This window comes from Inquilinus sp. CAU 1745, assembly GCF_039839375.1.
GTDB lineage: Bacteria > Pseudomonadota > Alphaproteobacteria > DSM-16000 > Inquilinaceae > JBDOQU01.
Map to the genome: position 1 here is coordinate 92,433 of NZ_JBDOQU010000001.1, position 17,542 is coordinate 109,974.

A 17,542-nucleotide genomic window follows, 5' to 3' on the forward strand; every position below is an offset into this window, starting at 1 on the left:
GGGGCGGCGACGGGTTTCGCCCATGTCCTCATCCTCCCTCACGGAAAATCTCGTCCTCCGGCTCTCCGGCATCACCCGCCGCTTCGGTCCCGTCGTCGCCAATGAAGGCGTCGATCTGGAGCTTCGGCGCGGCGAGGTGCTGGCGTTGCTGGGCGAGAACGGCGCCGGCAAGACGACGCTGATGAACATCCTGTTCGGCCACTACGTGGCGGATTCCGGGATGATCGAAGTGGCGCGGCCGGATGGCGGGCTGACGCCGTTGTCTCCAGGGAATCCCCGGGCGGCTTTGGCGGCCGGTATCGGCATGGTCCATCAGCATTTCACCCTGGCCGACAATCTGACGGTGCTGGACAACATCCTGGTCGGCGCGGAATCCCTGTGGCGTCTGCGTTCGGACAGGGGCGGCGCGCGGGACAGGCTGACGGCGCTGATCGACCGGTCGGGCCTGTCGGTCGACCTGGACTCCCCGGTCAGCCGCCTGTCGGTCGGGGAGCGCCAGCGGGTGGAGATCCTGAAGGCCCTCTACCGGGACGCCCGGATCCTGATCCTCGACGAACCCACCGCCGTTCTGACCCCGCAGGAGACGGAGGGGCTGTTCGCGGTGCTGCGCCGGCTGGTCGCCGACGGCCTGTCCGTCGTCTTCATCAGCCACAAGCTGGCGGAGGTGATGGCGATCAGCGACCGGGTGACCGTGCTGCGCGGTGGCCGCGTTGTGCTGAACGTCGACACGGCGGAAACGGACCGCGCCCGGCTGGCCGAGGCGATGGTCGGGCGGCCCGTGCCGCCCAGCATCCGAACCGAACGGGAAGCGGGCCCGCCGGTCCTGTCGATCCGAAACGCCGCCGTGGGCGATCGTCTGCACATCGACGAGCTGACGATCCATGGCGGAGAGATCGTCGGGATCGCGGGCGTTTCCGGCAACGGCCAGCGCGCGCTGTCGGACCTGCTGGCCGGGCTGGAGCGGCCGACGGCGGGGGAGATCGCGCTGTTCGACCGTCCGGTTCGCCGGGAAACGCCGGCCGGCATGGTCGCGCACGGCGTCGGGCGGGTGCCGGAGGACCGGCACCGCGAGGGCGTCGTGGGGGAGATGACGCTGTGGGAGAATTTGATCCTGGAGGATTACCGGTCGAAGGATTCCCAGCGCGCCGGTTTCCTGAGGCGCGGAGCGGCGCGCGACCGGGCCGCCCGTGTGATTGAGGACTATGACGTGCGCTGCCCGGGTCCGGACGCGGAGATCAGGCTGCTCTCCGGCGGCAATATGCAGAAGCTGATCCTGGGCCGGGCACTCGGCCGCGCGCCGGGTTTCGTGCTGGCCAACCAGCCGACCCGCGGCCTCGATATCGGCGCGGTCACGGAGGTCCATCGCCGTCTTCTCCAGGCGCGCGGCGACGGCGCCGGCATCCTTCTCATCTCCGAGGATCTGGATGAACTTCTGGCGCTATCCGACCGTCTTTCGGTCATTTACCAGGGCAGGTTGACCCGAACCATGAAGACGGAGGATGTCACCATCCGCGATCTCGGGCTGATGATGGCCGGGCAGGGCGCCGATGCGGCTTGAACCCAGGGAAGGGGCCTCGCTGGCCCTGACGATCGGCGCGCCGGCCGCGGCGATCCTGCTTTCGCTCGGCCTCGCCATCATCCCGCTCGTCGCCGCCGGTGCGCCGGTCGGGCAGGCGTTCGTGGAGATGATCGACGGCGCGCTCGGCTCCCGCTTCGCGCTGACGGAGACGCTGGCCCGCGCCACGCCGCTGATCCTCACCGGTCTCGCCGCCGTCGTCGCCTTCCGGGCGAAGCTGTGGAACATCGGCGCGGAGGGGCAGCTCTATGCCGGCGCGCTGGCGGCCGTCATGGTGGGATCGGGCGCCATAGTCGCGCCGCCGATCGTGATGATCCCGACGGTGCTCATTGCGGGCGCGCTTGCCGGTGCGCTGCTGATGCTCGTCCCCACGCTGCTGAAGATACGGCTGGGCGTGGACGAGGTGGTGACGACGCTCCTGCTCAACTTCGTGGTGCTGCTGTTCGTCCAGATGATGCTGGAAGGCCCGATGCAGGACCCGATGAGTCTGGGCTGGCCGCAATCCGCGCCGATCATCGACCAGGCGACGCTGCCCACCCTCCTGGCCCGCACGCGGGTCCATGCGGGGCTGATCGTGGCAATCGTCGCCGCAATCCTTGTCTGGGTGATGATCGAGCGCACGGTCTGGGGCTATGAGGTACGCGCGACCGGCGCCAATCCCGACGCGGCGCGCTTCGCGGGAATGAGGATCGGCCGGATCATGATCCGGGTCGGCCTTCTCTCCGGCGCGCTGGCCGGGCTGGCGGGCGTGGGGGAGGTGGCCGGGCTGAAAGGCTACCTGACGCGCGACCTGTCGCCGGGGTTCGGCTATAGCGGGATCGCGGTGGCGATGCTGGCCCAGCTCAACCCGCTGGGCGTCCTGGCCGCCGCCTTCTTCGTCGCCGCCGTCTTTGTCGGCGCGGACAGTATGGGCCGGGCGCTCGGTGTTTCCAGCTACATCGCCGACCTGATCGTCGCGACGGCGCTGCTCTCGATGCTGCTGGCGGGACTCTTCACCCGCTACCGGCTGCGCTGGCGGTAGGGGGCGTCATGGGCGACATCCTCGACATCCTGCTGACCGCCACCTTCTGGGCCGCCGCCGTCCGGATCGCGACGCCGCTGATCCTCGGCACGCTGGGAGAGCTGATCTGCGAACGAGCGGGGGTCCTCAACCTCGGCATCGAGGGCATCATGACCGCCGGCGCGCTGACCGGCTGGCTCGCCGTCTATCTGGGGGCGGACCTCTGGACCGGCGTGCTGGTCGCGGCGCTGGTCGGCGCGCTGTTCGGCCTGCTGCATGGAGTTTTCACCGTGCCGCTCGGCCTCAGCCAGCATGTGACCGGCATCGGCATCACGCTGCTCGCCACCAGCCTCTCCTATTTCGTCTACCGCATCGTCCTGCCGGACGTCAGCAGCCCACCCCGGATCGAGGCGTTTGCGCCGGTCGCGGAAGGCTTGGCCGACATGCCGATCCTGGGGCCGATCCTGTTCCAGCAGACGGCTCTCACCTGGCTTGCCTTTATCGCGGTCGGCGTCGTCGCCTGGGCGCTCTACCGGACGCCGGTGGGATTGGCCGTCCGGACGGTCGGCGAGAATCCGGCGGCGGCGGAGGCGCAGGGGATCGACGTGGTCGCGGTGCGAGTCGGCGCGGTCATGGTCGGCAGCGCGCTGATGGCCGTGGGCGGCGCCTTCCTCACCATGTCCACCTTCAACGCCTTCTTCTTCGAGATGGTGGCCGGCCGCGGCTGGATATGCATCGCGCTGGTCGTCTTCTCTTCCTGGCGGCCGAGCAAGGCGCTCCTGGGCGCACTCCTGTTCGGCGTGTTCGACGCCTATCAGGTGCGCCTCCAGCAATCGGTCGGCGCGCTGCTGCCCTATCAGCTCTTCCTGATGCTTCCCTATGTCCTTTCCATCCTCGCCCTGATCGTGATGTCGCGGCGCGCGGCATATCCCCAGGCGCTGATGGTTCCCTACCGCAAGGGTGAACGATGAGCTTCGACCTGCTGCTGCGCGGCGCAAATCTTCCCGACGGCCGCACCGGCATCGATATCGGCATCTCTGACGGCCGGATCGCGGCCGTGGAGCCGGGCATAGAGGCGGAGGCCGGTCGGGAGATCGACGTGACCGGCCGGCTCGTCTCCTCGCCCTTCATCGACCCCCACTTCCACATGGACGCTACCCTGTCGCTCGGCCTGCCCCGGCTCAACCGGTCGGGCACGCTGCTGGAGGGGATCGCTCTGTGGGGGGAGTTGAAGCCGCGACTGACCCATGAGGCTGTGGTCGCGCGGGCGCTCGCCTATTGCGACATGGCGGTCGCCCAGGGCATCGGCGCGATCCGCAGCCATGTCGATATCTGCGACGACCGGCTGCTGGCGGTCGACGCGCTGCTGGAGGTCAGGCAGAAGGTCGCGCCCTATCTGGACCTCCAGCTTGTGGCGTTCCCCCAGGACGGGCTCTACCGGTCCCCGAACGCGGAGTCGAACCTGCTGCGCGCACTGGATAAGGGCGTCGACGTGGTCGGCGGCATCCCGCATTTCGAGCGGACGATGGAGGATGGCGCCCGGTCGGTCCGCCGGCTCTGCGAGATCGCGGCCGAACGCGGCCTGCCGGTGGACATGCATTGCGACGAGACCGACGATCCGCTCTCCCGCCATGTCGAGACGCTGACCGCGGAAACGCAGCGCCTCGGCCTCGGCGGCCGGGTCGCGGGGTCGCACCTCACCTCCATGCATTCCATGGACAACTACTACGTTTCCAAGCTGATCCCGCTGATGGCGGAATCCGGCATCGCGGCGATCCCCAACCCGCTTATCAACATCACCATCCAGGGACGCCACGACAGCTATCCCAAACGGCGCGGCATGACCCGCGTGCCGGAGCTGATGGCGGCCGGCGTGCCGGTGGCGTTCGGTCATGATTGCGTGATGGACCCGTGGTACTCGCTCGGCTCCGGCGACATGCTGGAGGTGGCGCACATGGCAGTCCATGTGGCGCAGATGACGGGGATCGATGCGATGCGGTCTTGCTTCGCCTCGGTGACGGAAACGTCGGCGCGCATCCTCGGCCTGGACGGCTACGGCATCGCGCCGGGCTGCCACGCCGACCTGGTCGTCCTTCAGGCGGCCGACCCGATGGAGGCCATCCGCCTCAAACCGACGCGCCTCATGGTCTTCCGACGCGGCCGGCTGGTGGCGGAGACGCCGGCGAAGCGCACGCGGCTCGACCTCGACGGCCGGCCGGCGGAGGTGGAGTTGACGTTCACGCCCGGCTCCATTCAATGACCGCTTTGGCGGGACGGGCATTTTGAAGTAGCGTTCAAGGGCACAACAAAACGATCGGCGGCGGAGCCTGCCGGCAAAGGGACGGGGAAGGGGAGCATCATGATATCGAACAGGTTTGCGGCGCTGGGCGCGGCGGCGGCTCTGGCGCTGGGGACGGCTGCGCCTGCTTCGGCGGCGGACGAAATCCGCATCGGCATGATCACCACGCTGTCGGGATCCGGCGCTGGCCTCGGCATCGACATCCGCGACGGGTTTGCGCTGGCGCTGGAACAGCTCGGCGGGTCGCTCGGCGGACTGCCGGCAACGGTGATCGAGGGTGATGACGAGCGGAAGCCGGACGTCGCGGTCCAACTCGCGAGCCGGATGATCGAGCGCGACGAGGTCGACGTGGTCACCGGCATCGTCTGGTCGAACCTGGCGCTCGCCCTGATGCCGACCGTGCAGCGGAACGAGGTTTTCTTCCTCAGCCCCAACGCCGGCCCGTCGCAGCTCGCCGGCGCGCAATGTAGCCCCTGGTTCTTCAACGTCGCCTTCCAGAATGACGGCCAGCACGAGGCGATGGGCCAGCATGTGCAGGATGCCGGCTATGAGAGCGTCTATCTCTTGGCTCCGAACTATCCGGCCGGCCAGGATTCGCTGACCGGCTTCAAGCGGTATTACGAGGGCGAAATCGTCGGGGAGGTCTATACCCAGATCGGCCAGCTCGACTACGCGGCGGAGATCGCAGCGCTTCGGGCTGCCGATCCGGACGCCGTGTTCTTCTTCTATCCCGGCGGCATGGGGATCAACTTCGTCAAGCAATACGCCCAGGCGGGCCTGAAGGGGGAGATCCCGCTGTTCGGCCCCGGCTTCTCCTTCAGCCAGGACATCCTGGCCGCCGTCGGGGAAGCCGCACTCGGCGTCGCCAACAGCGCGCAATGGAGCCCAGACCTGGATATTCCGGAGAACCGGGAATTCGTCGCCTCGTTCGAGGAGAAATACGGCCGCCTGCCGTCGCTCTACGCCGCCCAGGGCTACGAGGCCGCCTTGCTGCTGGACAGCGCCGTGGCCGCCGTGGAAGGCGCGATCGAGGACAAGGACGCCTTCCGCGCCGCCCTCCAGGCCGCCGACTTCACCAGCGTCCGGGGCGATTTCAGCTTCGGGAACAACCACTACCCGATCCAGGACTACTATCTGCGCGAAGTGGTCCAGGACGATGAAGGGCGGATCACCAACAGGCTGGTCTCCACCATCTTCGAAGACCATGTCGACGCCTACGCCGCCGACTGCCCGCTTTGATCACGACCGCCGCTGCCTGCATTCCATGGGCGGCGGCGGATCGAGGCTAAGTCGATGGATGTCTTCCTTCTCCTCGAACAGGCGCTGAACGGGCTGCAGCTCGGCGTGATGCTGTTCCTTATGGCGGCGGGGCTGACGCTCGTCTTCGGCATCATGGACATGATCAATCTCGCCCACGGCTCCTTCTACATGATCGGCGCCTATCTGACGGCGACCTTCACGAACCTGTTCGGGAACTTCTTCCTGGCGCTGCTTGTCGCCGTGCCGCTGGCGGCGATGGTCGGGCTGGTGGTGGAGGCGGTCGCGCTTCGCACCCTCTATCGCCGCGACCATCTGGACCAGGTGCTGGCGACCTTCGGCCTGATCCTGTTCTTCAACGAACTGGTCAGCCTGATCTGGGGTCCGGTGCCGATCTTCCTCAGCCCGCCGGACATTCTCTCCGGCACTGTGGAGATCGTGCCCGGCGCGGCCTATCCGGCGTTCCGGCTGGCGATCATCGCGGTCGGCCTCGCGGTCGCGCTCTTCCTCTGGTTCCTGATCCGCCGGACGCGCGTCGGCATGCTGATCCGGGCGGGCGCCAGCAACCGGGAGATGGCGACGGCGCTGGGGGTCGATATCCGCCTGCTGTTCACGCTGGTCTTCGCACTGGGCGCGGGGCTGGCGGCGCTGGCCGGCGCGATGGCGGGACCGGTCCTGGCGGTGCAGGTCGGAATGGGAGAGCAGATATTGATCCTGACCTTCGTCGTCATCGTCATCGGCGGCCTGGGGTCGGTCCGTGGGGCCTTTGTCGGCGCGCTTCTGGTCGGCTTCGTCGACACCTTCGCGCGGGTGCTGCTGCCGGGCCTGTTCGGTCTGGCCATGACGCGATCCGCCGCCGATGCGGCCGGGGCGTCCGTCGCTTCCATGTCGATCTACATCCTGATGGCGATCGTCCTCTCCTTCCGGCCGCGCGGGTTGTTCCCGGCCCATGGGTAACCGCCCCTTCACCCGTGGACGGCTGGTCGTTCTGGCGTTGCTGGCGCTGCTGCTGTTCCTGCCGCCGCTGGCCGAGGCGATCGACCGGAGCTTCTATGTCGGCGTCGCGACCCGCATCCTGATCTTCGCCATCGCGGCGGTGAGTCTGGATCTGATCCTCGGATATGGCGGGATGGTCAGCTTCGGCCATGCCGCCTTCCTGGGCATCGGCGCCTATGTCGTCGGCATCCTCTTCACCCATCAGTTCAACGGTACGACCATCCTGGGGCTGCCGGGAACGGTGAACGGCTTCATCGTCCTGCCGCTGGCCGCCCTGGTCGGCGGGCTGTTCGCGCTGGTCATAGGGGCGATCTGCCTGCGCACCGACGGCATCTATTTCATCATGATCACGCTCGCCTTCGCGCAGATGCTGTACTTTCTGTTCACCGGCCTGCGCGCCTATGGCGGGGCGGACGGCATCGCGCTCTGGACGCCGTCGCAGTTCGCGGGGGTCGTCGACCTCAACGACCGCTGGCACTTCTACTACCTGACGCTCGCCCTGCTGCTGGGCTTCCTCTATCTCTGCCGGCGGCTGGTCGGATCGCGCTTCGGCCGGGTCATCCGGGGATCGAAGGAGAACGACCGCCGGATGCGGGCCTTGGGTTACCCGACATACCGCTACAAGCTGGCGGCGTTCGCGCTGTCCGGCGCGGCGGCGGGCCTGGCGGGGGCGCTCCTCGCCAACGCGACCCTCTTCGTCGGGCCGTCCTACCTCGCCTGGACCCGGTCGGGGGATTTGATCGTGATGGTCGTGCTGGGCGGCATGGGCACTCTTGCGGGGCCGGTGTTCGGGGCCGCCGCCTTCCTGCTGCTGGAGGAATTCCTGCCTCAACTTCTGGACGGGCTGTGGGACGGGCTCGGCGATCATTGGAAGCTGTTCCTGGGGCCGATCCTGATCCTGATCGTCCTCTTCGCCCGGCGCGGGCTCTATGGCCTTGTCGAAGGCCGGAGGGGCGGCGCGCGATGACCCGTCCTCTGCTCCATGTCGAAGGGCTGGTGAAGCGCTTCGGCGGCCTCGTCGCCAATGGCGGCGTCGACCTTGAGGTCGAAGCCGGGGAGATCCATGCCGTCATCGGCCCCAACGGCGCGGGCAAGACGACGCTGGTCGCCCAGCTTGCCGGCGACTTGCGGCCAGATAGCGGCCGGATCGTCTTCGACGGGCGGGAGATCACGCGCTTGGCCTCCCACCGGCGGGCGCTGCTGGGCCTGGCGCGCAGCTTCCAGATCACCTCGATCCTCCCGGGCTTCTCGGCGGCGGAGAATGTCGGCATCGCGCTCCAGCCCCATGCCGGCCACAGCTTCCGCTTCTGGCGGCGCGCCGACGACGACCCGGCCCTCGCCGCCCCGGCGCTGGAGCTTCTGGCCCGCGTCGGGCTGGAGGATCGCGCCGCGACGCCGGCCGGAATCCTCGCTCATGGAGAGAAGCGGCAGCTCGAACTCGCCATGGCGCTCGCCGGGAAGCCCCGGCTGCTGCTGCTGGACGAGCCCATGGCCGGCATGGGGCTGGAGGAATCCGCCCGCATGGTCGCCTTTCTCCGCACGCTGAAGGGCGGGCCGGCGATCCTGCTGGTCGAACATGACATGGACGCCGTCTTTGCCCTGGGCGACCGCATCACCGTGCTGGTCGACGGACGGGCGCTCGCGACCGGTGCGCCCGAGGCGATCCGCAGCCATCCGGAGGTCCGGGCCGCCTATCTGGGGGAAGCCGCATGACCCCGCTTCTGGAGATCGAGGGGCTGGAGGCCGGCTATGGCGACACGGCCGTCCTGTTCGCCGTCGGCTTCACGGTCGGACAAGGGGAGGTCGCGACCCTGCTGGGCCGCAACGGCATGGGCAAGACCACGACCGTCCGCGCGCTGATGGGGCTGATTCCCCTCCGGAGCGGGAGCGTCCGTTTCGACGGCCGGCCTCTTGCCGGCGCGCCCGCCCATCGCATCGCGCGGGCCGGGCTGGGGCTCGCGCCGGAAGGCCGCCAGATCTTCCCAAACCTCACCGTGCGGGAGAATCTGGTCGCCACGGCGGGAAACCGGACCGGCCGTGACGATCCCTGGACGCTGGACCGGGTGATGGCGCTTTTCCCGTCCTTGAGCGCGCGCGCTGGCCATTACGGCAACCAGCTTTCCGGCGGGGAGCAGCAGATGCTCGCGATCGGCCGGGCGCTCATGACCAACCCGCGCCTGCTGATCCTGGACGAGGCGACGGAGGGGCTTGCGCCGCTCGTCCGGCAGGAGATCTGGTCCTGCATCGCGCGGCTGCGGGAGGATGGCCAGTCGATCCTCCTGATCGACAAGAATCTCGACGCGCTGCTGGATCTGGCGGACCGGCACACGATCCTGGAGAAGGGCAGGGTGGTCTGGTCCGGCCCGACGGAAGCCTTCCGCGCCGAACCCGATTTGCACCATCGCTATCTGGGCGTCTAGCCGCCGCTGTACGGATGCCGGGCGATCCAGTGCCGCGCGATATCCATCCGGCGCGGCACCCAGACCTTCTCCTTCCCGCCGATATAATTCAGGAAACGGGCCAGCGCCGCGGCGCGGCCGGGCCGACCGGCGAGGCGGCAATGGAGGCCGACGGACATCATCCTCGGCCGATCCTCGCCCTCCGCATGGAGCGTGTCGAACGTGTCGCGCAGATAGGCGAAGAACTGGTCGCCGCTGTTGAAGCCCTGGGCCGTGGCGAACCGCATGTCGTTGGCGTCCAGCGTGTAGGGCACGATCAGTTGCGGCCGACCATGGCTCGCATCCCAGTAGGGCAGATCGTCGGCGTAGGAGTCTGAATCGTAGAGGAAGCCGCCATCCTCCGCCACCAGCCGCCTGGTGTTCGGGCTGCACCGGCCGAGATACCAGCCCAGCGGACGTTCGCCGGTCAGCCTCGTAAGAGAGTCGATCGCCAGCCGCATATGCTCGCGCTCCATTGCTTCCGGTACGTGCTGATAGTCGATCCAGCGCCAGCCATGACAGGCGATCTCATGCCCGGCCTCCATCATCGCGGCGGCCGCTTCGGGATTGCGCTCAAGGGCCATGCCGACCGCGAAGCAGGTGTAGGGCAGCCCGCGCTGCCCGAACATCCGGTGCAGCCGCCAGAAGCCGGCGCGCGAGCCGTACTCGTAGATCGATTCCATGTTGACGTGCCGCGCCCCCGGGATCGGCTGGGCGCCCACGATCTCCGACAGGAAGGCCTCCGACGCCGGATCGCCATGCAGGGTGCAGTTCTCCCCGCCTTCCTCATAGTTCACGACGAACTGCACGGCGACGCGCGCGCCGCCGGGCCAGTCGGCGTGGGGCGGCGTCCGGCCGTAGCCGATCATGTCGCGAGGATAGGCGTCGGTCATGAGGGCATGTCCGCCATAAGCGAAAGATGTTCGACGAGGCTAGGCACGATCCGGACGGATAGCTACTCTTGCCGCCATCCGTAACGAAAGAATGTGGCCGGCGAAAGCGCCGGCGGGCACCGATAGGGGAAGATCATGCCGCTCGATCAGCGCGCCAACCCAAAATTCGACAAGTCGAGAATGCCCAGCCGACATGTCTCGGTCGGGCCGGACAAGGCGCCGCACCGATCCTACTACTACGCCATGGGGCTGACGGAGGAGGAGATCGCGCGGCCCTTCATCGGCGTCGCCACCTGCTGGAACGAGGCCGCGCCCTGCAACATCGCGCTCAGCCGGCAGGCGCAGGCGGTCAAGATCGGCGTGAAGGAGGGCGGCGGCACCCCCCGAGAGTTCACTACCATCACCGTCACCGACGGCCTCGCCATGGGGCATCAGGGGATGAAGTCCTCCCTGGCGAGCCGTGAGGCGATCGCCGATTCGGTCGAACTGACCATGCGCGGCCACTGCTATGACGGCATCGTCGGCCTCGCGGGCTGCGACAAGTCGCTGCCGGGCATGATGATGGCGATGGTCCGGCTGAACGTGCCGGCCGTCTTCATGTATGGCGGGTCAATCCTTCCGGGCCGCTTCAAAGGCCGCGACGTGACGGTCCAGGACGTGTTCGAGGCGGTGGGTGCTCATTCCTCCGGCAAGATGTCGGACGAGGATCTGCATGAGCTGGAATGCGTCGCCTGCCCCTCGGCCGGTTCGTGCGGCGGTCAGTTCACCGCCAACACCATGGCCTGCGTGTCGGAAGCCATCGGCCTGGCCGTCCCCGGCTCCGCCGGCGCGCCCGCGCCCTATGAGACGCGGGACGAATACGCCGCCGCGTCCGGTCGCGTAGTGATGGAGGCTCTGGCGCTCGGCATCCGGCCGCGCGACATCGTCACCCGCAAGGCGCTTGAGAACGCCGCCACCGTTGTCGCGGCGTCGGGCGGGTCGACCAACGCGGCCCTGCATCTGCCGGCCATCGCCCATGAGTGCGGCATCGATTTCGACCTGCATGCGGTCGCGGAGATCTTCAAGCGCACCCCATACATCGCGGACCTGAAGCCCGGCGGACGGTACGTCGCCAAGGACATGTTCGAGATCGGCGGCGTGCCGGTGCTGATGAAGGCGCTGCTGGATGGCGGCTATCTCCATGGCGACTGCATCACGGTCACCGGCAAGACCATCGCGGAGACTCTGACCGACGTTGTCTTCCCGACCGATCAGGACGTGATCCGGCCGACCTCCGACCCGATCACGCCGACCGGCGGCGTCGTCGGCCTGCGGGGCAATCTGGCGCCCGGCGGCGCGATCGTGAAGGTCGCCGGCATGAAGACTCTGAAATTCACCGGTCCGGCCCGCTGCTTCGACAGCGAGGAGGAGGCGTTCGCCGCCGTGCAGCAGCGCTCCTACAAGGAGGGCGAGGTCATCGTCATCCGCTATGAAGGCCCGCGCGGCGGTCCTGGAATGCGGGAGATGCTGGCGACCACCGCCGCGCTCTACGGCCAGGGCGTCGGGGACAAGATGGCGCTCATCACCGACGGCCGGTTCTCCGGCGCGACGCGCGGCTTCTGCATCGGCCATGTCGGGCCGGAGGCCGCCGTGGGCGGGCCGATCGGCCTGCTGGAGGATGGCGACGTCATTACCATCGACGCCGTTAGCGGCGAGCTGTCGGTCGACCTTTCCGAAGCGGAGCTGGCGGAACGGCGCAAGGCATGGAAGCCCCGCGAGACGGACTACCAGTCCGGCGCGATCTGGAAGTACGCCCAGCTTGTCGGCGACGCGGAGAAGGGGGCGGTGACGCATCCCGGCGGCGCGGCTGAAACCCATGTGTATGCGGATATCTGAAGGACGGACGGAAGATGAAGGTTCAACTCATAGCGGCCCTGGCGGCCGTCGCTCTCGCTCCCGCGCTGGCGGAGGCCGGTGAAACCCTCGATCGGGTCACCAGCACCGGAACCCTCACCGGCGCGGTTTCCGACGGCTATCCACCCGTTGCTTTCGTCAATGAGAACAACGAGCTGACGGGCTTCGACATCGAGGTGGCGGAGGAGATCGCCCGCCGCCTCGGCGTCGACTTCGCCTATATGACGCCGGCCTGGGAGGCGCAGGTCGCCGGCAACTGGGCCGGACGCTGGGACATCGCCGTCGGTTCCATGACGCCGACGGCGGCGCGGGCGGAGGTGCTGGATTTTCCGGCCATCTACTATTACACGCCCGCCGCCTTCGCGGTGCATGAGGACAATACCGACATCCAGTCCGTCGACGATCTGAACGGCAAGAAGATTGGCGCCTGCTCGGCCTGCTCTTATGAGGATTATCTGCGCGGGACGCTGGTCATCGACGCCGTCGGCGCCCCGCCCTTCGAGTTCATGGAGCCGGGGGAGATCCGGACCTATGAGAATGACGGGCTGGCGCTCGGCGACCTTCGGCTGGGCGACGGGGTGCGGTTGGACGCCGTGCTGTCCAACCTGCCGACCCTCAAGGAGGCGATCGACAACGGCCTGCCGCTCCGGATCGTGGGGGAGCCCGTCTTCTATGAACCGCTGGCCGTCGCCGTAGACAAGGGCGACGAGGAGTTCTCCGCCCGGATCGCTGAGATCGTGGAGGAGATGCACGCCGACGGCACGCTGACCGCCCTGTCGGAGAAATGGTTCGGCGTCGACCTGACCACCGCCGAATAGAGGCTGCGCCTAAGCTGCCTCGTCCAGCGTAAGCATCACGGGGGTGTGGTCGGAGGCCTTCGGCCGCCCCCTCGGCTCCCGGTCGACGGTGCAGGAGATGACCTTGTCGGCCGCCTGCGGGCTCAGCAGGAAATGGTCGATCCTCAACCCCTTGTCCAGCGGCCACGCCCCGGCCTGATAGTCCCAGAAGGTATAGGCACGCTCGGACGGATGCAGGGTGCGATAGGCCTCCGTCAGCCCGAGATGGAGCAGTTCGCGGAACTTCCGCCGCGTCTCCAGCCGGTAGAGCGCATCCTCCTCCCACGCCTTCGGGTCGTAACAATCCTCCGGCGCGGGAATGACGTTGTAGTCGCCGCCCAGTACGAAGGGCTGACCGGTCGCCAGCAGGTCGCGGATGCGCGCCTTCAGCCTGTCCATCCAGGCCAGCTTGTAGGGGTATTTCTCCGACGCCACCGGGTTGCCGTTCGGCAGATAGAGTCCGCCGACCCTGTAGCCGCCGGTCGTGGCCTCGATGTAGCGCGCGTGGAGGTCACCGTCGTTGCCCGGCAGGCCGAGCTGCACGTCCTCGATCGGCAGCTTCGACAGCAGCGCGACGCCGTTGTAGCTCTTCTGGCCCAGCACGGCGAGATTGTAGCCCAGATCCCCGATCTCCAGCGCCGGGAAAGCCTCCGTCTCGCACTTGATCTCCTGCATCAGCACGATGTCGGGCGCGGCCGATCTCAGCCACTCCAGCACGTTGGGCAGGCGGGCCTTGACGGAATTCACGTTCCAGGTGGCGATGGTCGGCATCGGGCGTTCCGGGGAAGGCGGACAAGGAAAAGGCCCGCATCATGGCGGGCCTCGCTGGATGGAGCTAGAGCGCGAAGGACGTGCCGCAGCCGCAGGAGGAGGCGGCATTGGGGTTCTTCACCTGGAAGGACGCGCCGATCAGTTCATCCACATAATCGACTTCCGATCCGTTCAGCAGGTCCAGAGAGACGTCGTCGACCACCAGCCTGACCCCGTCGCGCTCGAAGGTCAGGTCGTCCTCGTTCACCTGCTCGTCGAAGGAGAAGCCGTACTGGAAGCCCGAACACCCGCCGCCGGAAACGGTGAGGCGCAGCATCAGCCCGTCCTTGCCCTCACTCCGCGCAAGCTCCGCCACCCGCCGGGCGGCCGACGCAGTGAGGTTGATCTGACGTTCAATGGTCGTGGCGGTGTCCGTCATGACGGCCCTGTTGGTCGGAGAAACGATGTCCCCATGATGTAGGCACTCTGGGCGGCGTGTCAAAGCCGCGTGGGGCCGCCGTTGCCAGCCCGTCCGCCGCCGTCTAGTGTCCGCGCCATGGTCGCGCCCTATGCCGTCATGCCGGGAGAAACCCGTGGCCGTCTCCATCCGGAGCCGGAAAGCCCTACCCGATCCGCCTATCAGCGCGACCGGGACCGCATCATCCATTCCGGCGCATTCCGGAAGCTGCAATACAAGACCCAGGTCTTCGTCGTCCATGAGGGCGACTATTACCGCACCCGCCTGACCCACAGCATCGAGGTGGCGCAGATCGCGCGGTCGATCAGCCGGTCGCTGGGCCTGGACGAGGATCTGGCGGAGGCGGTGGCGCTGGCGCACGATCTGGGCCACACCCCCTTCGGCCATGCCGGGGAGGACGCGCTGGACGAGGCGATGCACGCCCATGGCGGCTTCCGGCATAACGACCAGACCCTCCGGGTCCTCACCACGCTGGAGCGCCGCTACGCCGCCTTCGACGGGCTGAACCTCACCTGGGAGACGCTGGAGGGCGTGGTCAAGCATAACGGCCCGCTGGTCCCGCTGTCCGAGGGGGAGACGCTGCCGACCACCATCGCCTCCTTCAACCGGCTATGGGATCTGGAACTGGATACCCAGCCGGGGGCGGAGGCGCAGGTGGCGGCGCTGGCCGACGATATCGCCTACAACAACCATGACATCGATGACGGGGTGCGCGCCGGGCTGTTCGCGCTGGAGGATCTTTACGATCTGCCGGTGATCGGCCCGCTGTTCGCCGGGGTGCGCCGCGACCATCCGGAGGTGGAACGCCGCCGGCTGATCCACGAATCGATCCGCCGGCTGATCGATCTGATGGTGACCGACCTCCTGACGGAAAGTCGCCGCAGGCTCTCCGCGCTGAAGCCGGAATCGGCCGCCGACGTGCGGGCTGCCGACCGCCCGGTCATCGCCTTTTCCGCCGAGATGACGGCCTGCGATCGGGCGCTGAAGGATTTCCTCTTCACGCACATGTACCGGCACTATCAGGTGAACCGGGAAACCAGCAAGGCGCGCCGCGTGGTCGGCGATCTCTTCGCCCTGCTGACGGCCGAACCGAACACGCTGCCCACGGAATGGCAGGGGCCGGCGGTGGCGGCAGACGCGGCGGGCAGGGCACGCATCGTCGCGGACTATATCGCCGGGATGACGGATCGCTACGCGCTGCTGGAGCATCAGCGGCTTTTCGATTTGTCACCGAAGATGTGAACCATTCGCCAAGACTTCTGGTGTAGTGCCGGGCGGGTGATGTAACACCGCTACAGGGTCGGCGACAGGCCGCCCGCCGGCGAACTACCGGAACGAGTTGATTTGTAGATGAGCGATTATCATTCGGACTATCCGGACGCGCCGGAAGTGCCCGACCCCCTGCTGGACGAAGCCCCGCGCCGCGGAAGCGGTTATCGCCGCGCGCTGATCCTGGGCCTGGTGCTGCTGGCCTTCGCGGCATTCGGCGCGCTGATCTGGTATGCCTACGCCACCTCGCAGAGCCCTGTCGCCGCCGGGGAGGTCCCGCTGATCCAGGCCGACCCGTCGCCCACCCGCATCCGGCCGGAGCAGCCGGGCGGCCTCGAAGTGCCCCATCAGGACCGGCTGGTCCTGCGCAGTATCGACCCCGATGCTCCCACCCCGGTGGTGGAGCAGCTTCTGCCCCCGCCCGAGCAGCCGATGGAGGTCCCCGAACCTCCGCCTCCGGCCGCGACTCCGGCGCCTGCCGTCCAGCCCGCGCCACCGCCGGCGGAGGACGATTTGCAACTGGCTCTTCGGCCCAGGGGAGAGGCGATCCCGCCGGCGGCGGAAACTGCGCCCGAAGAACCCACTGTCGAAACGCCGCCGCAGCCCGTGCCCGAACCGGAGCCGCCGGCCACTCCTGTCCCTGAGACTGCGCCGGCCGCCGAGCCCGCGCCCGTCGCTCCGTCGTCGCAGGGCGGTGTCCATATCCAGATGGCGGCGGTCCGGACTCAGGAGGCCGCGCGCGGTGAATGGGCCCGGCTTCAGGGAGAATTCCCGGACCTTCTGGGCGGGCTGCAATTGCGGGTCCAGGAAGCCGATCTCGGCGAACGCGGCATCTTCTATCGCGTCCAGGCCGGCCCTCTGGACGAGGCGAGGGCGGAACAGGTCTGCGGCGGGCTGAAGGCGCAGAACACGGACTGCATCCTTGTCCGCTGACGCCTCGCCGACTCGCGCCCTCATCCTCGGCTGCGCCGGCCCCCGCCTGGGCGAGGAGGAGGCGGCGTTCTTCCGCCGGGCCGACCCGCTGGGTTTCATCCTCTTCCGGCGGAACTGCGAGAATCCCGATCAGTTGACCACGCTGGTCCGCGATCTGCGCGCCAGCGTGGGACGGCCCGGCGCGCCGGTCATGATCGACCAGGAGGGCGGCAGGGTGCAGCGGCTGCGCCCGCCCCACTGGCCAGCCCACCCGCCGGCCGCTCATTTCGCCGACCGGCCGGAGGCGGAGGTCAGGGCGAACGCCGCCTCGATCGGCCGGATGGTCGCGGCCCATGGAATCTCCGTGGTCGCCGCCCCGGTCCTCGATCTCCGGTTCGAGGGGGCGAGCGACGTCGTCGGCGACCGGTCCCTGGGCCGCGATTCCGAAATTGTCGCCCGGCTGGGCCGCGCCTGGATCGAAGGCTTCCGCGACGTAGGTGTCACTCCGGTCATCAAGCATCTGCCGGGACACGGACGGGCGCGGGTGGACAGCCACCTGGCGCTGCCCGTCGTCGACGCGCCGCTGGAGGAGTTGGAGCGGGAGGATTTCGGTCCGTTCCGCCGGCTCGCGGATGCCGGGGCATGGGGGCTCACCGCCCATATCGTCTTCACCGCCATTGACCCCGACCGGCCGGCGACGCTGTCGCCGACCGTTATCGGTGACATCATCAGGGGCCGTATCGGCTTCGATGGAATCCTCCTCAGCGACGACCTCTCGATGGGCGCGCTCAAGGGAAGCATGGGCGAACGGGTCGCCGGCGCGCTGGCCGCCGGCTGCGACATCGCCCTTCACTGCAACGGGAAGATGGCGGAGATGATCGAGGCGGCGGAGGCGGCGACGCCGCTGAGCGAAGAAACCCGGCGTCGGATGGGGCAGGGCTGACG

At 68.2% G+C, this 17,542-nt stretch carries 17 protein-coding genes; 14 read left to right on the top strand and 3 right to left on the bottom strand.

Annotation, left to right across the window (positions count from 1 at the left end; all coding sequences use genetic code 11):
* Positions 1-22 precede the first annotated feature (22 nt).
* From AAFN89_RS00440 to AAFN89_RS00480, 9 genes are all read left to right on the top strand, one after another.
* On the top strand, positions 23-1,558 hold the full coding sequence (locus tag AAFN89_RS00440) for an ABC transporter ATP-binding protein (protein WP_347534770.1): 1,536 nt from the start codon (positions 23-25) through the stop codon (positions 1,556-1,558).
* Positions 1,548-2,597: an ABC transporter permease gene (locus tag AAFN89_RS00445; RefSeq protein WP_347534772.1), complete on the top strand. Its 1,050-nt coding sequence runs from the start codon at positions 1,548-1,550 to the stop codon at positions 2,595-2,597. Before AAFN89_RS00440 ends, AAFN89_RS00445 begins: the two co-directional genes overlap by 11 nt.
* 8 nt (positions 2,598-2,605) lie before the next feature.
* A complete protein-coding gene (locus AAFN89_RS00450) occupies positions 2,606-3,547 on the top strand; it encodes an ABC transporter permease (RefSeq protein ID WP_347534774.1) in 942 nt (313 codons plus the stop codon).
* Entirely contained in the window at positions 3,544-4,836 is a 1,293-nt protein-coding gene (locus AAFN89_RS00455; RefSeq protein ID WP_347534776.1) for an amidohydrolase family protein, read from the top strand. The genes AAFN89_RS00450 and AAFN89_RS00455 overlap by 4 nt, the downstream gene beginning before the upstream one ends.
* A gap of 99 nt (positions 4,837-4,935) precedes the next feature.
* Positions 4,936-6,114 (top strand): ABC transporter substrate-binding protein, encoded by a 1,179-nt coding sequence (locus tag AAFN89_RS00460; RefSeq protein WP_347534778.1) that lies wholly within the window; start codon positions 4,936-4,938, stop codon positions 6,112-6,114.
* A 54-nt stretch (positions 6,115-6,168) separates the two neighbouring features.
* Positions 6,169-7,089, top strand: coding sequence for a branched-chain amino acid ABC transporter permease (locus AAFN89_RS00465; RefSeq protein WP_347534780.1), 921 nt, complete (start codon positions 6,169-6,171; stop codon positions 7,087-7,089).
* Positions 7,082-8,095 carry a branched-chain amino acid ABC transporter permease gene (locus tag AAFN89_RS00470; protein ID WP_347534782.1) on the top strand — a complete coding sequence of 338 codons (1,014 nt, stop codon included), beginning with the start codon at positions 7,082-7,084 and terminating at the stop codon, positions 8,093-8,095. Before AAFN89_RS00465 ends, AAFN89_RS00470 begins: the two co-directional genes overlap by 8 nt.
* On the top strand, positions 8,092-8,841 hold the full coding sequence (locus AAFN89_RS00475) for an ABC transporter ATP-binding protein (RefSeq protein ID WP_347534785.1): 750 nt from the start codon (positions 8,092-8,094) through the stop codon (positions 8,839-8,841). The genes AAFN89_RS00470 and AAFN89_RS00475 overlap by 4 nt, the downstream gene beginning before the upstream one ends.
* A complete protein-coding gene (locus AAFN89_RS00480) occupies positions 8,838-9,548 on the top strand; it encodes an ABC transporter ATP-binding protein (RefSeq protein ID WP_347534787.1) in 711 nt (236 codons plus the stop codon). Before AAFN89_RS00475 ends, AAFN89_RS00480 begins: the two co-directional genes overlap by 4 nt.
* On the opposite strand, the gene puuE is transcribed toward AAFN89_RS00480, so the two are convergent.
* Entirely contained in the window at positions 9,545-10,459 is a 915-nt protein-coding gene (gene puuE / locus AAFN89_RS00485) for an allantoinase PuuE (RefSeq protein WP_347534789.1), read from the bottom strand. The two genes, AAFN89_RS00480 and puuE, sit on opposite strands and share 4 nt — an antisense overlap.
* A gap of 180 nt (positions 10,460-10,639) precedes the next feature.
* Between puuE and ilvD the strand changes: the two genes are divergently transcribed.
* A complete protein-coding gene (gene ilvD / locus AAFN89_RS00490; protein WP_347534791.1) occupies positions 10,640-12,334 on the top strand; it encodes a dihydroxy-acid dehydratase in 1,695 nt (564 codons plus the stop codon).
* A gap of 14 nt (positions 12,335-12,348) precedes the next feature.
* Positions 12,349-13,170 carry a transporter substrate-binding domain-containing protein gene (locus tag AAFN89_RS00495; protein ID WP_347534793.1) on the top strand — a complete coding sequence of 274 codons (822 nt, stop codon included), beginning with the start codon at positions 12,349-12,351 and terminating at the stop codon, positions 13,168-13,170.
* 9 nt (positions 13,171-13,179) lie between these two features.
* Here AAFN89_RS00495 and AAFN89_RS00500 read toward each other — a convergent pair whose 3' ends face one another.
* Together AAFN89_RS00500 and erpA are read right to left on the bottom strand one after the other, a co-directional pair.
* Positions 13,180-13,959 (bottom strand): exodeoxyribonuclease III, encoded by a 780-nt coding sequence (locus tag AAFN89_RS00500; protein ID WP_347534795.1) that lies wholly within the window; start codon positions 13,957-13,959, stop codon positions 13,180-13,182.
* 64 nt (positions 13,960-14,023) lie between these two features.
* Complete coding sequence (gene erpA, locus AAFN89_RS00505) at positions 14,024-14,377, bottom strand: iron-sulfur cluster insertion protein ErpA (RefSeq protein ID WP_347534797.1); 354 nt, start codon at positions 14,375-14,377, stop codon at positions 14,024-14,026.
* A 117-nt stretch (positions 14,378-14,494) separates the two neighbouring features.
* Between erpA and AAFN89_RS00510 the strand changes: the two genes are divergently transcribed.
* The 3 genes from AAFN89_RS00510 to nagZ all read left to right on the top strand — a co-directional run bounded on the left by AAFN89_RS00510 (position 14,495) and on the right by nagZ (position 17,540).
* Positions 14,495-15,658, top strand: coding sequence for a deoxyguanosinetriphosphate triphosphohydrolase (locus tag AAFN89_RS00510; RefSeq protein WP_347535505.1), 1,164 nt, complete (start codon positions 14,495-14,497; stop codon positions 15,656-15,658).
* Positions 15,659-15,766: 108 nt separating this feature from the next.
* Positions 15,767-16,618: an SPOR domain-containing protein gene (locus AAFN89_RS00515; protein WP_347534799.1), complete on the top strand. Its 852-nt coding sequence runs from the start codon at positions 15,767-15,769 to the stop codon at positions 16,616-16,618.
* A complete protein-coding gene (gene nagZ / locus AAFN89_RS00520) occupies positions 16,608-17,540 on the top strand; it encodes a beta-N-acetylhexosaminidase (protein ID WP_347534801.1) in 933 nt (310 codons plus the stop codon). Before AAFN89_RS00515 ends, nagZ begins: the two co-directional genes overlap by 11 nt.
* Positions 17,541-17,542: the final 2 nt, after the last annotated feature.

Coding starts and splice junctions, on each gene's coding strand:
- AAFN89_RS00440 (WP_347534770.1), top strand. CDS start 23: ATGTCCTCATCCTCCCTCACGGAAAATCTCGTCCTCCGGCTCTCCGGC.
- AAFN89_RS00445 (WP_347534772.1), top strand. CDS start 1,548: ATGCGGCTTGAACCCAGGGAAGGGGCCTCGCTGGCCCTGACGATCGGC.
- AAFN89_RS00450 (WP_347534774.1), top strand. CDS start 2,606: ATGGGCGACATCCTCGACATCCTGCTGACCGCCACCTTCTGGGCCGCC.
- AAFN89_RS00455 (WP_347534776.1), top strand. CDS start 3,544: ATGAGCTTCGACCTGCTGCTGCGCGGCGCAAATCTTCCCGACGGCCGC.
- AAFN89_RS00460 (WP_347534778.1), top strand. CDS start 4,936: ATGATATCGAACAGGTTTGCGGCGCTGGGCGCGGCGGCGGCTCTGGCG.
- AAFN89_RS00465 (WP_347534780.1), top strand. CDS start 6,169: ATGGATGTCTTCCTTCTCCTCGAACAGGCGCTGAACGGGCTGCAGCTC.
- AAFN89_RS00470 (WP_347534782.1), top strand. CDS start 7,082: ATGGGTAACCGCCCCTTCACCCGTGGACGGCTGGTCGTTCTGGCGTTG.
- AAFN89_RS00475 (WP_347534785.1), top strand. CDS start 8,092: ATGACCCGTCCTCTGCTCCATGTCGAAGGGCTGGTGAAGCGCTTCGGC.
- AAFN89_RS00480 (WP_347534787.1), top strand. CDS start 8,838: ATGACCCCGCTTCTGGAGATCGAGGGGCTGGAGGCCGGCTATGGCGAC.
- puuE (WP_347534789.1), bottom strand. CDS start 10,459: ATGACCGACGCCTATCCTCGCGACATGATCGGCTACGGCCGGACGCCG.
- ilvD (WP_347534791.1), top strand. CDS start 10,640: ATGCCCAGCCGACATGTCTCGGTCGGGCCGGACAAGGCGCCGCACCGA.
- AAFN89_RS00495 (WP_347534793.1), top strand. CDS start 12,349: ATGAAGGTTCAACTCATAGCGGCCCTGGCGGCCGTCGCTCTCGCTCCC.
- AAFN89_RS00500 (WP_347534795.1), bottom strand. CDS start 13,959: ATGCCGACCATCGCCACCTGGAACGTGAATTCCGTCAAGGCCCGCCTG.
- erpA (WP_347534797.1), bottom strand. CDS start 14,377: ATGACGGACACCGCCACGACCATTGAACGTCAGATCAACCTCACTGCG.
- AAFN89_RS00510 (WP_347535505.1), top strand. CDS start 14,495: ATGGTCGCGCCCTATGCCGTCATGCCGGGAGAAACCCGTGGCCGTCTC.
- AAFN89_RS00515 (WP_347534799.1), top strand. CDS start 15,767: ATGAGCGATTATCATTCGGACTATCCGGACGCGCCGGAAGTGCCCGAC.